Origin of the sequence: Sphingobacterium sp. JUb56 (genome assembly GCF_014191365.1) — a bacterium.
In the GTDB taxonomy this organism is placed as follows: Bacteria; Bacteroidota; Bacteroidia; order Sphingobacteriales; family Sphingobacteriaceae; genus Sphingobacterium; species Sphingobacterium anhuiense.
In genome coordinates, this window is the sequence record NZ_JACHWL010000001.1 from 4,164,499 (window position 1) to 4,182,828 (window position 18,330).

Annotated in this window: 12 protein-coding genes; 7 read left to right on the forward strand and 5 right to left on the reverse strand. The window is 36.2% G+C overall.

Annotation, left to right across the window (positions count from 1 at the left end):
• Positions 1-9: 9 nt before the first annotated feature.
• The 4 genes from FHR29_RS17700 (at position 10) to FHR29_RS17715 (ending at position 6,750) form a co-directional block, all read left to right on the forward strand.
• Entirely contained in the window at positions 10-3,336 is a 3,327-nt protein-coding gene (locus tag FHR29_RS17700; RefSeq protein WP_183916058.1) for a SusC/RagA family TonB-linked outer membrane protein, read from the forward strand.
• A gap of 11 nt (positions 3,337-3,347) precedes the next feature.
• Positions 3,348-4,931 (forward strand): SusD/RagB family nutrient-binding outer membrane lipoprotein, encoded by a 1,584-nt coding sequence (locus FHR29_RS17705; RefSeq protein WP_183916060.1) that lies wholly within the window; start codon positions 3,348-3,350, stop codon positions 4,929-4,931.
• Positions 4,932-5,035: 104 nt separating this feature from the next.
• Complete coding sequence (locus FHR29_RS17710) at positions 5,036-5,653, forward strand: hypothetical protein (protein WP_183916062.1); 618 nt, start codon at positions 5,036-5,038, stop codon at positions 5,651-5,653.
• 62 nt (positions 5,654-5,715) lie between these two features.
• On the forward strand, positions 5,716-6,750 hold the full coding sequence (locus FHR29_RS17715) for an exo-alpha-sialidase (protein WP_183916064.1): 1,035 nt from the start codon (positions 5,716-5,718) through the stop codon (positions 6,748-6,750).
• A gap of 112 nt (positions 6,751-6,862) precedes the next feature.
• On the opposite strand, the gene FHR29_RS17720 is transcribed toward FHR29_RS17715, so the two are convergent.
• From FHR29_RS17720 to FHR29_RS17740, 5 genes are all read right to left on the reverse strand, one after another.
• On the reverse strand, positions 6,863-9,229 hold the full coding sequence (locus FHR29_RS17720) for a glycoside hydrolase family 3 N-terminal domain-containing protein (RefSeq protein WP_183916066.1): 2,367 nt from the start codon (positions 9,227-9,229) through the stop codon (positions 6,863-6,865).
• Between the two features lie 289 nt (positions 9,230-9,518).
• A complete protein-coding gene (locus tag FHR29_RS17725; RefSeq protein ID WP_183916083.1) occupies positions 9,519-10,001 on the reverse strand; it encodes a hypothetical protein in 483 nt (160 codons plus the stop codon).
• A gap of 77 nt (positions 10,002-10,078) precedes the next feature.
• Entirely contained in the window at positions 10,079-10,570 is a 492-nt protein-coding gene (locus tag FHR29_RS17730) for a hypothetical protein (RefSeq protein WP_183916085.1), read from the reverse strand.
• A gap of 106 nt (positions 10,571-10,676) precedes the next feature.
• The gene (locus FHR29_RS17735) at positions 10,677-11,342 is read right to left on the reverse strand and encodes a hypothetical protein (protein WP_183916086.1); all 666 of its coding nucleotides are present in this window, start codon (positions 11,340-11,342) and stop codon (positions 10,677-10,679) included.
• Positions 11,339-13,099 carry a hypothetical protein gene (locus FHR29_RS17740; RefSeq protein WP_183916088.1) on the reverse strand — a complete coding sequence of 587 codons (1,761 nt, stop codon included), beginning with the start codon at positions 13,097-13,099 and terminating at the stop codon, positions 11,339-11,341. The genes FHR29_RS17735 and FHR29_RS17740 overlap by 4 nt, the downstream gene beginning before the upstream one ends.
• A gap of 895 nt (positions 13,100-13,994) precedes the next feature.
• Here FHR29_RS17740 and FHR29_RS17745 point away from each other — a divergent pair.
• The 3 genes from FHR29_RS17745 (at position 13,995) to FHR29_RS17755 (ending at position 18,220) form a co-directional block, all read left to right on the forward strand.
• Entirely contained in the window at positions 13,995-15,785 is a 1,791-nt protein-coding gene (locus FHR29_RS17745) for an alpha-L-fucosidase (protein ID WP_260292193.1), read from the forward strand.
• A 134-nt stretch (positions 15,786-15,919) separates the two neighbouring features.
• On the forward strand, positions 15,920-17,791 hold the full coding sequence (locus FHR29_RS17750) for a PAS domain S-box protein (protein WP_183916090.1): 1,872 nt from the start codon (positions 15,920-15,922) through the stop codon (positions 17,789-17,791).
• The gene (locus tag FHR29_RS17755) at positions 17,792-18,220 is read left to right on the forward strand and encodes a response regulator (protein ID WP_021189865.1); all 429 of its coding nucleotides are present in this window, start codon (positions 17,792-17,794) and stop codon (positions 18,218-18,220) included.
• The last annotated feature ends 110 nt before the right edge of the window (positions 18,221-18,330 follow it).

Here is an 18,330-nt window from a genome sequence, read left to right on the forward strand (position 1 = left end):
CCATTCGTTATGAGTTATTTTTACAAAAAAAGTGCGGGATTGGCATTATGCACCTTATTTAGTGCATCCTCCCTTTTCGCACAGCAAACTATTACCGGGAGAGTAACAGATGCAAAAGGACCAGTCGCCGGTGTAACCGTTTCTGTCAAAGGAACAGCTCGCGGAACACAGACGGACACAAATGGTAGTTTTACAATTCAAGCCTCACAAGGCGAAACTTTACGTTTTTCCAATATTGGGTACAAGTCAACAGAAATTTTAGTTGGTTCAACTAAAACGATTAATGCTACTTTAACAGAAGATGCTTCAGCATTAGATGAAGTTGTCGTAACCGCAATGGGTATAAAAAGAGCTCCAAAAGAGCTGGGTTATGCCATGAGTACAGTTGGAGCTGAAGAACTTACCAAAACAGGAAGTCCTAACTTTGCCGGAGCATTATACGGTAAGGCACCAGGTGTCCGTATTTCAGCGGCGCCAGGTGGAGCAACTTCAGGGATCAACATCAATATTCGTGGGACAAACTCCATTACAGGCAATTCACAACCTTTAGTCATAATTGATGGGGTTCCAATGCGCCAAACAACCTTCAATAACTCTGATTATTGGGGCGACCAACGCGCTCGCGGTAACGGTTTAGAAGATCTGAATCCGGAGGATATTGAAAACATCAGTATTTTGAAGGGTGCTTCTGCAGCGGCGTTATATGGATCTGAAGCCATGAACGGTGTTGTTTTAGTAACAACAAAATCAGGAAAATCAGGAAAAGGTTTTTCAATTGACTTTAATGCAACTTACACCCACGACCAAATTGCTTATTTACCTAGATTTCAAGATGTAAGAGGGCCTGGTTTTAATAAATCATATAATAATGTGAACCAATCTGATGATATGTTTTATTATTATGGGGCTGGAGATGCAGTTAATGGGGTTAATCGTGGTGTAATGGATGCAACTGTGAACTTTGGCCCAAAATTCGATGGTCAAAGTATTGTATCTTGGGATGGGGTCGTAAGACCATATAGTGCACAAAATTCGTACGGAAAACTTTTTAATAACCCAAACAATACAATCTTCAACTTAGCTATTGGAAATACCACAGAGAATTCAAGCACTCGCTTTTCAATTACGAGACAAGATAATCAAATGACTTCATTTGGCTCGTACAATAAGAAAAATGTTTTCAATCTAAACAACACATTTACACTATGGGGAAAACTAAAGAATGATATTGTTGTCAACTTTGTTAATCAACGTACACACAATAGACCACTGCTAACCGATCGTCTAATAAATAATTTCACGGGGATGATCTCTACATTTGATAACCCAGATTGGTATGCTAATAAATATCAGACAAGCCTTGGTTATAAATTTGTTACAGGTACAAATCAAAGTTTAACACCCTCAGAAAACTTAAAACACTTTGGATATAGATCAGACGTATTAGATTATTATTGGAACACTAGAGCTAAACAATATGATGAGTACTCCAATAGATTGCTTGGTTCTTATACAACCACTTATAATATTACGGATGATTTATTCATCCGTGGTAGATTTTCTGCAGATGTAACATCTCAAAAAACAGAGGACAAGCAACCTAATGAACGACCGCTATCTTATGAAAACTCGGGATTTTATTCTTTAGGTAATCAAAATGCAAACATTTATTATACAGATTTATTAGCCTCTTATAGCAAACAAATCACACCAGATTTTAAACTTGGCGCAGTAGCAGGCTATACTGCAACTAAAACAGAGGATACTTATGTTCAAAATGAAACAAAACTAGGACTTAGTGTACGAAATTGGTTTGATGTAAATGCTTCGGTTAATCAACCCGTTAGATCAGAAAGATATAATTACAAGAATAATATGCTTCGTGAAGCAATGTTTGGTACATTAAATCTAAATGTAAAAGAATATTGGTTTGTAGAAGGTACCTTAAGAAGGGAAACAATATCAACAATGAATCCTAAAAATAATGTATTATACTATCCATCCGTTAATTCAAGTTTAATTCTCTCAGATGCTTTCCAACTTCCAAGTTTATTTAGTTACGCTAAATTGAGAGGATCTTGGGGAGTTGTAGGAAATTATCCGGATATCTATAAAAGTGCATTATTTTATACCCAAGAAACGCTAGGACCACAGGTAGCAAATGGGCCAGCTGTATTATATACAACTGTACCAACAGAAGCATTTGGAAATGAAAACATAAAACCTGAGACAAAAAAAGAAATAGAATTTGGTCTTGAAACCAAAATGTTAAATGGTAGATTAGGTTTAGATGTAACATATTACAATGGTCTAGTTAAAGATCAAATTCTCAATTATACATTACCATACTCTTCTGGAGCATCATCTATTCTTGCCAATGTTGGTTCCCTACGCAATTCAGGATGGGAATTTGCAATCAGCGGTACACCTATACAACATGACAATTTCAAATGGAATACTATTTTGAATTTTTCCATGAACAAAAACGTAATAAAAGAATTACCTGGTGGAGTAGGCGAATTATTACATCGGGATTATGATGGTCAAGCTGCTCAACTTGTATCTCGGGTTGGTCAACCAATGGGGGATATTATGGTACATCCACTAAAACTGGATGAAAACGGAAACAAAATCGTACAAGATAATGGTATCTATCAAGTTGATGCAAATAGTTGGGTAAAGGCGGGTAATGCAATGCCTAAAGCCACTGGAGGATTTATTAATACTTTCACTTACAAAAGCTTTACGCTAGATGCATTAATGGACTTTAGATGGGGTGGACATGTCATGCCGACGGGAATCAATTGGATGCTTAGCAGAGGGCTTCTAGAAGAAAGTTTAACTGGAATGGATGCTGAACATGGCGGTTTAAGTTACTATAAAGTAGGGACACAAGGAATCGCAACAAATGCAACACAAGGTCCCAATGGAGAAACAGTTTATCATGATGGTATGCTAATGGATGGGGTACGTACAGATGGGACAAAAAACACAAATATAATTTCTCAAGCCACATATTATAATCAAACATATAACTGGGGTGGCCCGCAGTACTCAAATTCACGATACGAATTATATGTTCAAAAAAACAATTATATTAAAATGAGAGAAATCTCTTTGGGATATCGTCTACCTACTGCAGTTGCCAATAAATTAAAAGCTAAAAACATTCAACTTTCTGCTTTTGGACGTAATTTATTCTTTATTTACAGAAGTATAAAAGATTTAGATCCTGAACAAATGACAGGTGGTTCTAATTGGATTAATAATGTTTCCAATGCAGGAACAAGTCCTGCAACAAGAACATATGGTTTAATGCTACGCGCTAGCTTCTAAAAAAGAAAAACATGAAAAAACATATTATTATAATGGGATTAAGTGCAATAGCACTAACAACCATTTCTTCTTGTTCAAAAAGTTCATTTGACGATTTATATAGAAATCCATCAAAAGTAACTGAAACAACAGTCGAAAAACAATATACTGGAACTATTTTTGGATTTAAAGAATTAATAATTCCTACCTATAGAAATCTATTTGTTACATTAAGACCAACAATCAATAGATATATCCAAACTAGTGGATGGGTCAATGAAGCTAATCAATTAACAGTTGGAGCTGCGGCCACCGAGGATAGATGGATCCAATATTATAAAGGGCTAACACAATTCAAAGAGTTAGAAAAACTTTACAATGGGTTAACTGATGTTGAAAAAAATGAAAAACGTATATTCTTATTAACTGCTAAAGTTTTATATTATGATCAAACACAACAGATGGTCGATTTATATGGTGATATTCCTTGGACTGAGGCTGGAAAATTAAGTACTAACGGTGGCGATTATACTAAATCATATGCGAAATACGATAAAGCTGTAGATATTTATACAGCGATGTTAGATGATTTAAAAACTATCAGTACTGAATTAAAAAACATCACGATACCAACTAATATTGTTAAATCTTTCGAAGCGCAAGACATTATTAATAATGGGAAACTAATCTTATGGAAAAAATATTGCAATGCTTTAAGATTACGTATGTTATATCGTGTATCAGCTAGCTCACAATTTTCATCAAGAGCAACAACTGAAATTCAAGAAATAATAGAAAATCAAACTGATTTTCCTCTACCGTTAGTAAATAGCGAAAATTCTCAAATTGACATTTTTGATTCTGGCTCGAAGATCACATCAGATGGAATAAAAGATGCGTTTGAAGCTGAGGGAACATGGTATGCAAATTTAGCTGGTAAGAAAATGATTGACGAGATGAATATTAAAGTTGATCCAAGACTTCCTTTTATTTTTGAACTGGGAGCTAAAGCAAATAATAAATTTACAGGCCTAGATCAATCATTAGCAAGTTCTGACCAATTAGATTTAGCTCGCAATGGAACTATTTCCATTTACAATCGCTCAACTTACTCCCGCAATAAATTCTTCCCGGGAATACTTATGAGCGCTACTGAAGCTAACTTATTACTAACGGAGTATTACAGTAAAAAAGGAAACTTAACAGCTGCAAAAACATCTTTTGAAAATGCAGTTAAGGAATCGATTAGTTTATATGTGATGTTACGCAGTAGAAGTGATGACAACACCACTCCTGCAGCTACTGCTCCAACAGAAGAGCAGATTAAAACCTATTTATCAAACCTTAATTGGGATGGTACATCTAATAAAATACACTTAATCGCTACGCAGAAATGGATCCATTTCAATCTAGTTCAAGCTGTCGAGGCTTGGTCTGAAATTAGAAGACTAAATTATCCTGAATTTACAGTACCTGTTGAAAATTCAGATATTAATAAAATTATTCCTGTAAAATGGACTTTACCAACTTCTGAAATTTCATATAATCAACAAAACTATAACGCTGTAAAAGATCAAGATAAGCAAACTACCAAACTTTTCTGGGACGTTAATTAAAATTAAATTATCTTAAAAAAGGAAGCCACATAAGTGGCTTCCTTTTTTTGTAGCATAATAAAACCAGATATCGTTATCATTTGAACCAATAAATACGCTTATATATGAAAAAGATCATTTACACCTTATCGCTATTATTGATCCTGTCTGTATTTTCCTGTAAAAATAGCGACCTTGAGTATTCCAATCAATTTGAAAACAGTTTTGACAAGTTTAAAGACTTCAAAAAAGAAAACAATAATTCCTATCAGTACCAAACTAGTATTGTAACAATGGAACATAGTTCTAAAACGACGATATCAGTCATCAATGGGAAAGTAACAAAGCGAGAACATCGCGTAATAGTATTCAATGGATCCGTATCAAAATCACCAACAGGTTGGACAGATCAGGAAATAGATGCAATCTATGCTAATTTAACAGAATCTTATAAAAATTATCTGGTTAGCAAGAAGATTACATTAAAAGAATACCTCAGCTGGTCAGAATCTGAAAAAGAATTAGGAAAATATAATGGATTAGGAGCAACTGAAATTATGACACTCGATGACGTTTATACCAAAGCAAAAGGTGAATGGCTTGTAGCACAAGAAAAGAAAAAGATATTTTTTGAAACGAAAAATAATGGGCTGATCTCATCGTGCGGTTATGTCATAGGAAATTGTCAGGACGATTGCTTTACCGGAATCAATATATCAGATATTAAAGCTTTAAAGAACTAAAACAAAAAAAAGTCTTACTTTTCGTTTGATAGATGAAAAAGTGGAGGACCAAATAAACTTATATGAACAAACTATTCTTCTTTTCGATTATCATACTAACTATACTTTCTTCTTGCAATAATTATAAACCAGCACTATTAACATCAACTCAGATTTTTAACGAAGGTCAGGTACCTTTCAAACAGTGCCACGCCTCCACTATAGAACAAATTGGAAAAGATAGCCTAATTGCCGCCTGGTTTGGAGGCACACATGAATCCAATCCCGATGTTGTGATCTGGACTTCACATTATATTAATGGTAAATGGCAGCACCCTGTGCAAGTTGCCGATGGAGTCCTTGGAGACATACGCTATCCAACATGGAACCCCGTATTTTATCAACATCCAGCATCGGACAGCTTATATCTTTATTATAAAATAGGACCTAATCCTAGAGAATGGAAAGGTTATTACAAATATTCGCTAGATAAAGGCAATACTTGGTCAACAGCGAAAGCATTACCCCAAAACATTTTAGGTCCCATCAAAAATAAACCCATCACCCTAAAAAATGGAACTATCCTTTCCCCTTCAAGCACCGAGTCAAAAGAAGAAATTTGGAAAGCTCATTTAGAGATCAGCGCAGATAGAGGTAACACATGGTCAATTGTTAACATTAACCATGAAAGCCCAGTTCAGGTTATCCAACCTAGTATAGTAAAACATAAAAATGGAAACATTCAGGTTTTATGCCGCAGTAAAGAGAATAAAGTCATGAGTTCATTTTCCAATGATGATGGGCAGACGTGGCAACCTTGGCAAGCGACAAACTTGCTCAATCCAAATGCGGCAACAGACGCAATATGTCTAAAAAACGGACAATTTATGATCGTCTATAATCCCGATCTTGCCGGAAAAGATTGGTGGGAAGGACGTACGAAACTACGCGTGGCATTATCTAAAGACGGTCTGAATTGGAAAGATGCATTGATCTTAGAAGATGGTAAAAAGGGAGATGAATACTCCTACCCGACAATAATACAAGATGATGAAGGTTTGATACATATCACCTACACCTGGAATAGAAAGAATATTAAACACATTGTATTAAAATAAAACTGGGGCTGTCTATTTATTGACAGCCTCAGTTTTATTTTATATCCTAAGTGAGTAGGATCATTAAAGATTCAATGCGTGTGCAGCATACCTTTCGAACGTACTACTCTTCCTACAAATAGTCGTTCTTCAATTCCAATGTACCTTCCAGTCGCATATCATCAGATCCCGCACCGATCAGTAATTTAAATTTCCCTTTCTCAGTTTTCCACCGGTTATCCACAGCCCAAAGTTTAAGATCCTCCTTTGTCAAGTGAAAAGAGACCCTTTCACGTTTTCCAGCTCCAATAGACTTACGTTCAAATCTTTTCAATTGTTTGATAGCTGTAACCACCGAACTAACCTCATCCACAACATATAGCTGAGCCACCTCATCACCATTTAACAGCCCTTTGTTTTCCACATCAAAAGAAACCGTACACGCAAAATCTTCTGCACTTTCCTTCACATCAACAACAAGATTAGCATATTCAAATTTACTGTAGCTCAAACCATGACCAAAAGCATATAAAGGCTTTGCAGACATTTCTACATAATCATGATGCTTAGGTTTGTTATGGTTATAATGAACGGGTAACTGTCCTACAGAACGAGGTACTGAAATAGGCATACGTCCAGCAGGATTATAATCTCCGAAAAGAACGTCAGCTATCGCAAGTCCACCCTCCTGCCCAGGGTACCAGGCATTCACAATAGCAGGGATATGTGCAGCAGCCCAATTCAAGTTCAAAGGTCTTCCCATGATGGTCACAAGCACAATAGGTTTACCTGTTTTCTCCAAAGCCTGCAATAACTGCAACTGATGCCCCATCATATCCAAAGAGACACGATCAAAACCCTCACCACTTTCCATATCACTAACTGCATTGATATCGACATTTGCGGCACCCGTAGCTTGATAAGTTGTTTTAAAATCACGGGCACTAGAACCACCCAATACCACAACAACCACATCCGACAGCTTCGCCGCCGCAACCGCATCTTGTATATTACTATTAAGCGTATCACGGATAGCACAGCCCTTCACGTAATCAATCTGTGTACCTTTACCTACTGCCGCACGAATACCAGCCAGTACTGTTTTCACTTTACCATCGGCCTGTGGAGCAGTATAATCTCCCAGTTGATTGTAGGCATTATCCGCATTAGGACCAACAACTGCAATACGTTTAATCGTTTTCTTCAGAGGCAATAAGTCTCCTTCATTTTTAAGCAATACGATAGACTCCTGAGCTACTTTACGTGCTATAGTCACATTTTCAACAGTAGCTACCTTTTTTGCAACCAGTTTTTCATCCACAAAAGGACGGTCAAATAAACCCAGATTAAATTTCATACGCAGTACACGTGCCACAGCAGTATCAAGAACTGAAGTTTCTACAAGACCGCTATTGACCGCCTCCAATAAATTAGCACCATATCCTGTACCGCTCAAATCTACATCAAGACCGGCATGTATACTTTGTGAGGCTCCCTCTGCTGCAGTAGAAGCTGTGGCGTGCCCTCCGTTTAATCCAGAAATACTTAATAAATCGGATACGACAAAACCGTTAAATCCCCAATCTTTACGCAATACATCTTTCAGTAGCCAGGGATTTGCAGAGCAAGGAATACCATCAATACTGTTATAAGCCGTCATCACAGAACCTGCTCCTGCGCGAACAGCTTGTTCAAAAGGATACAGATAATGGTGACGCATTGCTCTTTCACCGACAGAAACACCTTCACCATTATGACCACCTTCAGGAACAGCGTAGGCAACAAAGTGTTTAAGTGTACCAATTATTTTATCTTCTTTCCCAATGACATCACCCTGGAAGCCCTTCACCATCGCCCTTCCCATCTGCCCGATCAAGTACGCATCTTCACCATAAGTCTCTTCTGTTCGTGACCACCGTGGATCACGTGCTAGGTCCAATACAGGACCATAACCATTTTTTCCACCTACAGCGTAAGTTTCCTTTGCAATCGTAGTCGCCATCTGTTCAATTAAAACTGGATTCCAAGTACTTGCTTGACCAATTGCTGTAGGAAAAACAGTAGCACCTATAGCCATATGACCATGCGGAGCTTCTTCAGATAACAACAAAGGAATACCTAAACGGGTACTATCCAACATATAGCGTTGAATCGCATTAGTCGCTCGTGCCGCTTCCACAGGGCTCAAACCATTTAAAAGCGTTTTTTGAGTCCACGGATCAGCGCGCAATGTAGCCCAAAGCAAACCAATATGCTGATTCTGAACTGCTTTTTTTAGCTTAGCACTTACACCGACACCCTTAGCCCCCTTCTCATACATCTCCCAACCCAACAATTTCGACAATTGACCAACTTTCTCCTCCTTAGTCATTCTACCCAATAGGTCCTGAACCCTTTTCTCTGTCGGAAGTTTACTGTTTTTATAAGCTGGCTTCTGCGCCTGTAAGTTTGGAATCGCTAGAAATAACATTCCACTAAAAAATATACTGCTAAGTTTCATTTAAGAATATATAAAAAAGACCATTGGTCGGTTTGTAAAACACTAAATTAACGTTTTAGCATTAATAATCAGCAATTCACCATGATAATAACACTAAAAATACACTCCATAAAAAAGGACGATTCTGATCGTCCTTTTTTATGGAGTGTATAAACCTGTTGCAAAGAAAAAACATGGTCCAAATACGATAAATAAACGCTGACTCTCAGAAGATTTGGAGCCCTTTGTTGTTCTTAATAATTTTAAAAAAACAACCACACTATAAACCTCGCAATCAACATCTACGAAATTATGGAGCTTTCACCCCTTTAAAATAATATTTCACGGGAGCAACAAAAGCCGCAGGATTATTATTCTGACTCGTTAACACCAGTTTATCCCCATTAACCACTACGGCATAGGAAGAATACTGATCTTGATTTGCAAATTTAATCGTACCCTTTTCTTTATTAAAAGTAAAGCCTGTATTATTCTTATCTTTGAAAGTAAACTCCTCAAAAGCTCCTTTATTCGCCTCACAGACTTTCACCCCTTTATCCAGATTCAATTGATTTGACTTTTCCTGAAAGATAAAGCGGTAACTGTTATCCATTTCGCAGTCATCTAGATTATAATCGGTTTCCTTCACGTTCCCTACAACAGGATGCCACACATATGCCCCCAAACGAACTTGAATATCTTTCGAGAAGTCTGGATCCGGCGTACCACTATCTTTACCACAACTGCTAAATAAAGTCAAAATAGCAATGCTACAATATAATTTTTTAATCATAATTTTTAATCGTTAGTATAAAGATAATTACGCTATCCACTGAAACGCTATCTTAAAATCAACAAATACAAAATGAATTACTTTTTCACCCCTTTAAAATAATATTTCATAGGAATAACATTGGCAACAGGATTATTATTTTGATAAGTTAACACCAATTTATCTCCATTAACGACCACCAAATAAGACGAGAACTGATCCTGATCTTCAAATTTAATTTTACCTGTTTCCTTATTAAAAGTAAAATTGGAACTATTTTTGGCTTTCGAAAATATATCTTCAAAGTTGATTTTCCCAGAATTACAGATCTTCATCCCCTTATCCAGGTCTAATTGATTTGACTTTTCCTGAAATACAAAACGGTAACCATTATCCATTTCACAGTCATCCGGCTTATAATTGCTAATATTATCCTTTTCTGCCGTCTCACCAATGATAGGCCGCCAAACATAACCAACTAATTTCTCTTGAACATTTTTCGAAAAGTCAGGATCTGGTGTACCGCTATCTTTTGCACAGCTATGAATTAATGCCAGAACAGCGGCACTATAAAAAAATTTTTTTGTCATAGTTTATATATTGTCAGTATAAAGATAACGCTACCAACTAGATAAACGCTACAGCTTTACGTAAACATGATATACTATTAAAATATCTGGCAAAAACCACAGATAATTAACTCACAGTACTAAAAGAATAACGATCATCCACATTGCGAACAACTATTTTCCCCTTCTGAATCATTTGATATAAACAGCTTTTCAAGTGTCTCGGATAGATAATCAATTTAGAAGACCCATTAAATCGTACCTTTTGAAATAATTCCCATGAAGATTTTCCGCCCTCAAATCCACTTCCCGCCAACAACGCTTCCAATCTAGAGCGCACATGAATCATCGCATCCGATTCCATAAGCACATTAATCTCAGGTTTCCACTCTTCCAAAGATAGCAAAGGAGGGACGGGATAATGCTCTCCGCGCTGAAAAGTCCATGGAATATCAATCTTGTAATTCCATTTAACTTCATCTTCTACTAATTTAACACGAACAATACGCTCTGTTGATGCTTCATACCGTTCGCGATAAAATTCCATCGGAACAACTTCCGAACAAGCATAAATGCGATCCAGTAAAATAGATTCAGATAATAAAAATTTAGGAACCTCAAATAGTTTTTCAAAATCCAGATAAGCATGATCAGGCTTACCTAATAAAAAAGAAAGATCCTGAGGACTCCAACCCATTTTTAGTCTCCGGCTAAAATAAGTATACCACAATTGAAAATCGTTCGAGTACATCATTCCTGCATAGGAACACTTAATCACCATATCACTTCTCATATCGTCTCTACATTTGCTTGTTTCTCAATACGCTGTTCTATAGATTGAACGACGGCTTTTAACAGTCGTTCATACAATTCAACCACAGCACCAGCGCGCGTTATGATTAAATTTTTATGCTGATCATCCATATCCATTGCCGCACTTTTCCACCAGATCTCCTGAGGTTTTAAAATGATGGAAAGAATCAACATATCGAGTTCATTATCATTCAGAATACCCTGTATTACATCGGTACTGGCAATAGCAGACCACTCCATGAGATCCAATAAATCAGTATTTTTAGGAATATATCCGACAGCACATCGCAGATAGGTCTGTATACCGATACTGTACAATTCGCGCAATAGCAACAAAGCGGTGTCTGCCATCAATAGAGGAGAGTTTGTCATCGTTAATAATAGGTTACGCATGACAACAACAGCGTTTTCCGATATGATTTTAATTTTCTGAAATTTTGCAGTCCAATTTATCACCATAGGTACCAATTGAGAATTGAAAGTGGACTTTTGCCTCAAAATCCAAGACTTCTGCCAGACAATGCTCACAAACCGGCCTCCAAGAGTCAACTGCTTTTCCACATAAGGCAAATCAAGAAATACAACCGAAGCGCGAACATCACCCACTTTCCTAATCTGAAATGTATAGGGTGAGTTCCGTTTAGTAAGCACCACCAGAAAAAGTTCAACTTTGATACCATTCTCCTCTTCATCAACACCCTCTTGAAAAGGATTACCATGTGATAAGCCTTCCGTTTGATAGTTGACCAATAAGATCTGTTCTGGATGAATGCCTGAATACAACTTATCAAGAAGTAAATTAGCATCATCCTTATATTTTTGTGGCCATGGAAAGCCTGAGAAATCTTCGAGGATATGAGGTCCCACATCCTTTTCATCACTTTTTTTTCTCTCTGAAATTGACACTTTCTCTACACTTGTTATTTCCTGAACTACTTTGACGACACGATCTTCCCGATATTTTTGATAAACAGCCAGCCCATTCCACATAAAATCGACCGTATCATCCAGAGCTTTACCAAATGCCTGACACTGCAACAATAAAAACTCAAATTCCTCTTCTAAAATATCGAGACGATCCTTTTTCTTCAAATAACTATGACAAGTATCCAATAACCGCAACAAAGGTGTACTATGGGCATCATAAGTAAAAATCTTAAAAAGTCCAGGTAAAGTGCCCCGCATCAGTTTAAGAATATGCTCCAGATTTTGTGCTTTACCAATCGTTACACCCGCCATGGCTTGAAATCCTTTTAACCGCAACACAATAAACTGATGCAACATGGCAGTTGCTTGAAAATAATCCGTTTTAGATTGAAAATTGTAACATGCGAACATAAATTCATCGGCTAAATTTTTGCCTTTAGCATAGTCTACATGAGACATTTCCATTAAACTGATCACGAGCTTACCCCCTAAAATGGGGCTCTTTTTGCAGTCTGCCTGATAAAGCAGGTGTGCAGGCAAAGAAGCATACGTAAAATAAAGGCTTCCTTTTTTCAACTGATTACTCCACTCCCCTGTCCAGATCACATGGAATGGAATATCGGGCATATCGGCCATACAGAGGCGGATAATAGGTTCAATACTTTGAACAGAGATACCCTTTATAGGATTAACAACTAATAAAAGATGTGGACTTTCGACGCTATCATTGAGAAAATTAAACAAAAAAATACGATCTAAATCAATCCGCTGAACCAATCGATCGACCAATAATTGGGTGTTAAGTTGCATAAATAGAGATTTAATAATAAATAATTAGTATAGATTTAATATACAAATATATATTAAATATGGTAATTTAAAATTATTTGTATAAAATATCTATACAAAAGGCATGAATTACAATAACATCTATACTTGACAGCTACATAGTTCAGCTTTGGCTTTACAGAGATTCACCAGAATCTTTACGACTCACAGATGATCAACAGGCTAAATAAGCAAGTGTATCGGGCACTCCAATCCAATCCCGATCAATTGTCCGGAAATATGTCTATGGAACCCGCAATTCTCAAACGGTTAGTTGGATTTCAATTCAATGAAAAAAATCATTTGGAAGACTACTTATAACTTGATCCGGAGTTCTTCTTGGATAAAGATGAACAACTCACTATACGGTTCCACGAATTTGATGTGCTAAAAGCGATTATAGGATGACAAAAGATTGTCTTAATTACCTGATTAGTTTTATAGATAATCAAGATAAACATTAGAACGGGAACATCCTAATACCATATGATAACTAATACCAATTTTTAACCAATTTTTAGACAGTAATCAGTCATTATTGATACAGTCTACACTGAGTGATCACTGAGCAAGCACTGAACAAACACTGAACAAGTAATGTTTAAAGACATAACCTGGTAATCATCTGATCTTCGTTTGCTCCTAAAAATTAAAAGAGAGGAACCTACGTTTGTGTAACGGTGCGTTTTCAATTTAAATAAAATGTGCTCAGGTAAAAATCGGAAATAGTTATTATCCTATTAAACAAGAAGTAAGGAACAAAAAAAGCAAATCTTTACTCCTAAATGTCCATAGAACAGTAGCCAAAATCATCTATCACTAGCCCTACGTAAGATTTTTTTCACTATATTAGTAAGACATAAGAACTGAAACCTTTATGCTACAAAATCTGAAAAGAATTTCAATTACAATTTCTTTATTCTTAACGTTAACATGTACACTTTTTGCTCAGGAAAATCCTAAAACCAAATGGTTTAGTCATGATCGCTTCGGGATGTTTATACACTGGGGACTATACAGTGGTGCAGAAGGATTGTGGAAAGGCGAAAAACTACGCTATATCAACAATTATGCGGAATGGCTCCGCTATCGAAACCGGGTTTCTAAAGATGAATATGGTGAGTTAGCGAAGCGCTTCGTATGGGATCAGATCAATCCAGAAGAATGGGTATTGCTTGCAAAAAAAGCAGGTATGAAATACATTATCATGACTACTAAACATCATGACGGTGTAGCCATTTGGGATACCAAAATTGGAAACTATAGCCTCAGCAAATTAAGTGGTAGCAATCGGGATATCATAAAAGAATTAGCTGCCGCATGTAAAAAACATAACATGAAGCTAGGTTTTTATTATTCACATTGGATTGACTGGGAACACCCATATGCCTGGGATCATAATCAGGAACTCACAGGACATGTCACCGACCCCCAGTACAATCAGTATTGGCAGGAAAAAGTAATGCCACAATTACGTGAACTTTTAACAAACTATGGCGATATCGCACTGATGTGGTTTGATATGTGGATTCCATATCAAAAATCAATAATTAAAAAAGAACAGCTTGAACAGGTTGTGGAGCTTATCCATACCTTACAGCCCAATTGCCTGATCAATTCAAGACTTGGTCTACCGACCGACGAAAAAAATATTGATTTTGAAACCTTCGGCGATAATCAATTTGGAACCTCATACATTCAACACCCGTGGGAAACACCAGGTACCATTGCACATTCGTGGGGCTACAACGGTCAAGAAAATGAATGGAAATCAACCAGTCAAATCTTCAATTCGCTGATTTCAAATGTTAGTTTAAACGGTGGATTTACCTTAAATATTGGACCTCGTGCAGACGGCACAGTACCTTATGAAAGCGTAACAAGACTGGAAGATATCGGTAAATGGCTCAATAAACATGGAGAAAGTATCTATGGGGCAACTGGTCTAGATCTAAGAGCCAACCAGCATGATTGGGGGTATTTAACAACCAAAACTACAGGAAAACAAACAAATGTATATGCTCAGGTGTTTAATTGGCCATTGGATCGGGTGTTGCGTATCTCAGGAATTAAAACAAAACCGTTACAGATATCCATTCAAGGTACGACAGATCATCAGAACTTAAAATTTGAACAGATTGGCAGCATCCTGCATGTGCATCTTCCCAATAAGCAAACAGACAACTATGTATCTACCATAGTAATCCATTACAATGAACCATTGCAATTGGATAAAGATATCGTTGCTGAGTCCACTTTTGGTGGTTTTGCTTTAAATAGTACTAATGCACAAAACAGAGAACAATTAAAAGTAATTCGCTATGACGGAAAAAAACCTAACCATATTCAAACAGCTGGAGAAACCATTGCCTGGGAGGTAGATTTTCCTGAAGCAGGAACTTATAAAATAGATGTATCTGCACATAATCCTAATACAGATCCTGTAGAAATTAAGGTTCACACCACTAACGAAACAGCTTCAGGAAAACTAACACCAAATGGAAAAATGGTAGTAGAACCGAACGAGAATAATTACACCGATGAATTTGTAAATACTGCCCTAGGTAGAATTCGTATTAATCAAACAGGAAAACAAAAAATTACGTTCCAGACAACTGGAAATCAACAACTTTGGCTTAACAGTATTTGGTTAGAAAAAATTAAATAAATTTAGGTTATGCATATCATATCAGATGATTAATATACATGTGAATAGGTAGTGTTGCCATTAAATTTCAAGAAAATGTGCACATTTGCATGCATTAACATTAGAAAAACAGGTTTTCTCAACTAGAATTGCGAATGGAATTTCACAATCAAGCATTGGACAAACAAAACATACTTCTAGAAACTTTAGGTTTTGAAGGATTAGTTGCGCTTGATTATGAAGGGCATATTTTGGCATTAAATAATCAGGCTAAATCCCTATTACCTTTTGACAAAATAGCACATAAAAAATTCCATGAGGCGTTGATCTTCTACAGCAAAGAAGGTCAACATCCGATACATCCCAATGAATTATCATTTAATAAGACATTGGAGACTGGTGCGGTACAGCGTGATATAATCTATGGTATCACAACAGAAGATAACACGTTGATATGGCTTTCTTTTAGTTCTAAATTAATACCAGATAGACCTGATATCCACATGCTCATCAGCATTCAGGATGTTTCCCCACTCGTCAATGAAAACAAAAAATTACTAGATAGCAAACAAGAACTTCAACTTTTAATAACATCCCTCGATGATATTGTATTTGAAGTAACCAAAGAAGGAGTTTTCAAAAACTATTGGACCAGCGAACCGGATTTATTATTTTATGAACCAGAGGAATTTTTGAACAAAAATATTGTAGATCTATTTCCTTCGGAAATGACCGAAAAAACATTGCCATTGATCAATAAGGCGTTAACCTATAACAAGGTTTATCATATGGAATTTCCTTCTCCTTTTGATACGCATAAAGGTAGATGGTTCAAATTAAAAATTAAACCCATACACAGTACAAAAGATCGTGTAGCAGTTGTTGTCTCCGATATTTCCCAAAAAATTAAATCGCTTGAAAAAATTAGATATAATCAACATAAATTCAATCAAGCTTTTCATTTCTCCGGGTTAGGAATATCCTTGACCGACACACAAGGTTACTGCCTGGATGCAAATAATATGCTCAGTAAAATTTTAGGCTTTTCGCAAGAAGAACTATCCTGCACAAATTTCTTTGATTATATACACCCTGACGATATCAATAATGATTATCTACAACGTCAACGATTGTTAAAGGGAGAAATGGACAGTTTCACGTTAGAAAAACGGTATCGCCATCAACTCGGCCACTATGTATGGTGTTCAGTGACCACCTCGGTCGTACATAACCAATCCAATGAAGTATCTTTTTTTATTGTTCAGCTACAGGACATATCGGAATGTAAAAAGAATCTTGAAATACTAGAAAGGCAAAAGAAGGAAATCGAAATTGTCAAAATCGATCTGGAAACGAAAGTGCGCCAGTTGGAAGAGTTTAACCATATTGTAGCCCATAATTTAAGGGAGCCCGTCAGCAATATTCATATGCTCATCGATGAGCTGAAAGATGAAAACAGAAAGGAAGTTAACAAAGAATATTTTAAACTACTGAAAAGTAGTAACAACAGTTTAACAGATACTTTACAAGAACTATCGGAGATATTAGAAATTAGTCAAAATAGAAACATAGAAAAAGTAAACTGTCATTTCCCTACAATTTTTAAAAAGGTATATGATCAATTTTTAGCAGAGATATATAGTAAAAAAGTAATCCTGACAACAGATTTTGAGATTGAGTATTTACAATACCCTAGAATATATCTCGAAAGTATTATTTATAATCTGCTTAGCAACGCACTAAAATACACCGTTCCCCGTGTTCAACCACAAATTCATATCAGAACATATCAACAAAATAATTCAACTTTACTGAGCATCCAAGATAATGGAATAGGTATTGACCTACCTAAATTCAAATCGCAAATCTTTATGTTTAGAAAAGTTTTTCATCGTGGCTTTGATAGCAAAGGCCTAGGTTTATTCATCACACGCTATCAGATTGAATCTTTAGGAGGTAAGATCGATGTTATTAGCAAGCCAAACAATGGCACTACTTTTTTAGTAAATTTTTTAGAAAACAACTAAATGGGATCAACCAATACTATAAAAATAAGAACTGTCACCCTTGTCGATGATAATGCTATTTTACGCGTTATTTTCAGTAACATGATCAAGAGTTTTCCAGACTTTCCGCTACAGATCAACTTATTTGAAAATGCGCTAGATGCATTAGAGTATTTTGAAAATAAAAAGGAAAATCTCGACCCTTCTTCAGAAATAATATTTGTCGATATTAATATGCCCTTTATGACAGGTTGGGAAATGATGGATAAATTAGAAGAGTTTGGTCCTGACTTTTTAAATCTTTTGAACATTTATATCATAAGTTCATCCACAAGTAAAAGCGATAGGGAACAAATTCAAGACTACCCATTCATTGATGGGTACATATTGAAACCTATAGACAAACTTAAATTGTATGAACTGATCCGCAAACTGAATAATGAAGCATAACATGATGCTAATTATTTAACCATACTTCCGACAAATTAAAAAGCGCTACTTTATAAATCTGTATCCAGATCCTTAAGTAGCGCTTTATTATCGCTTATCGGGTATGCTAT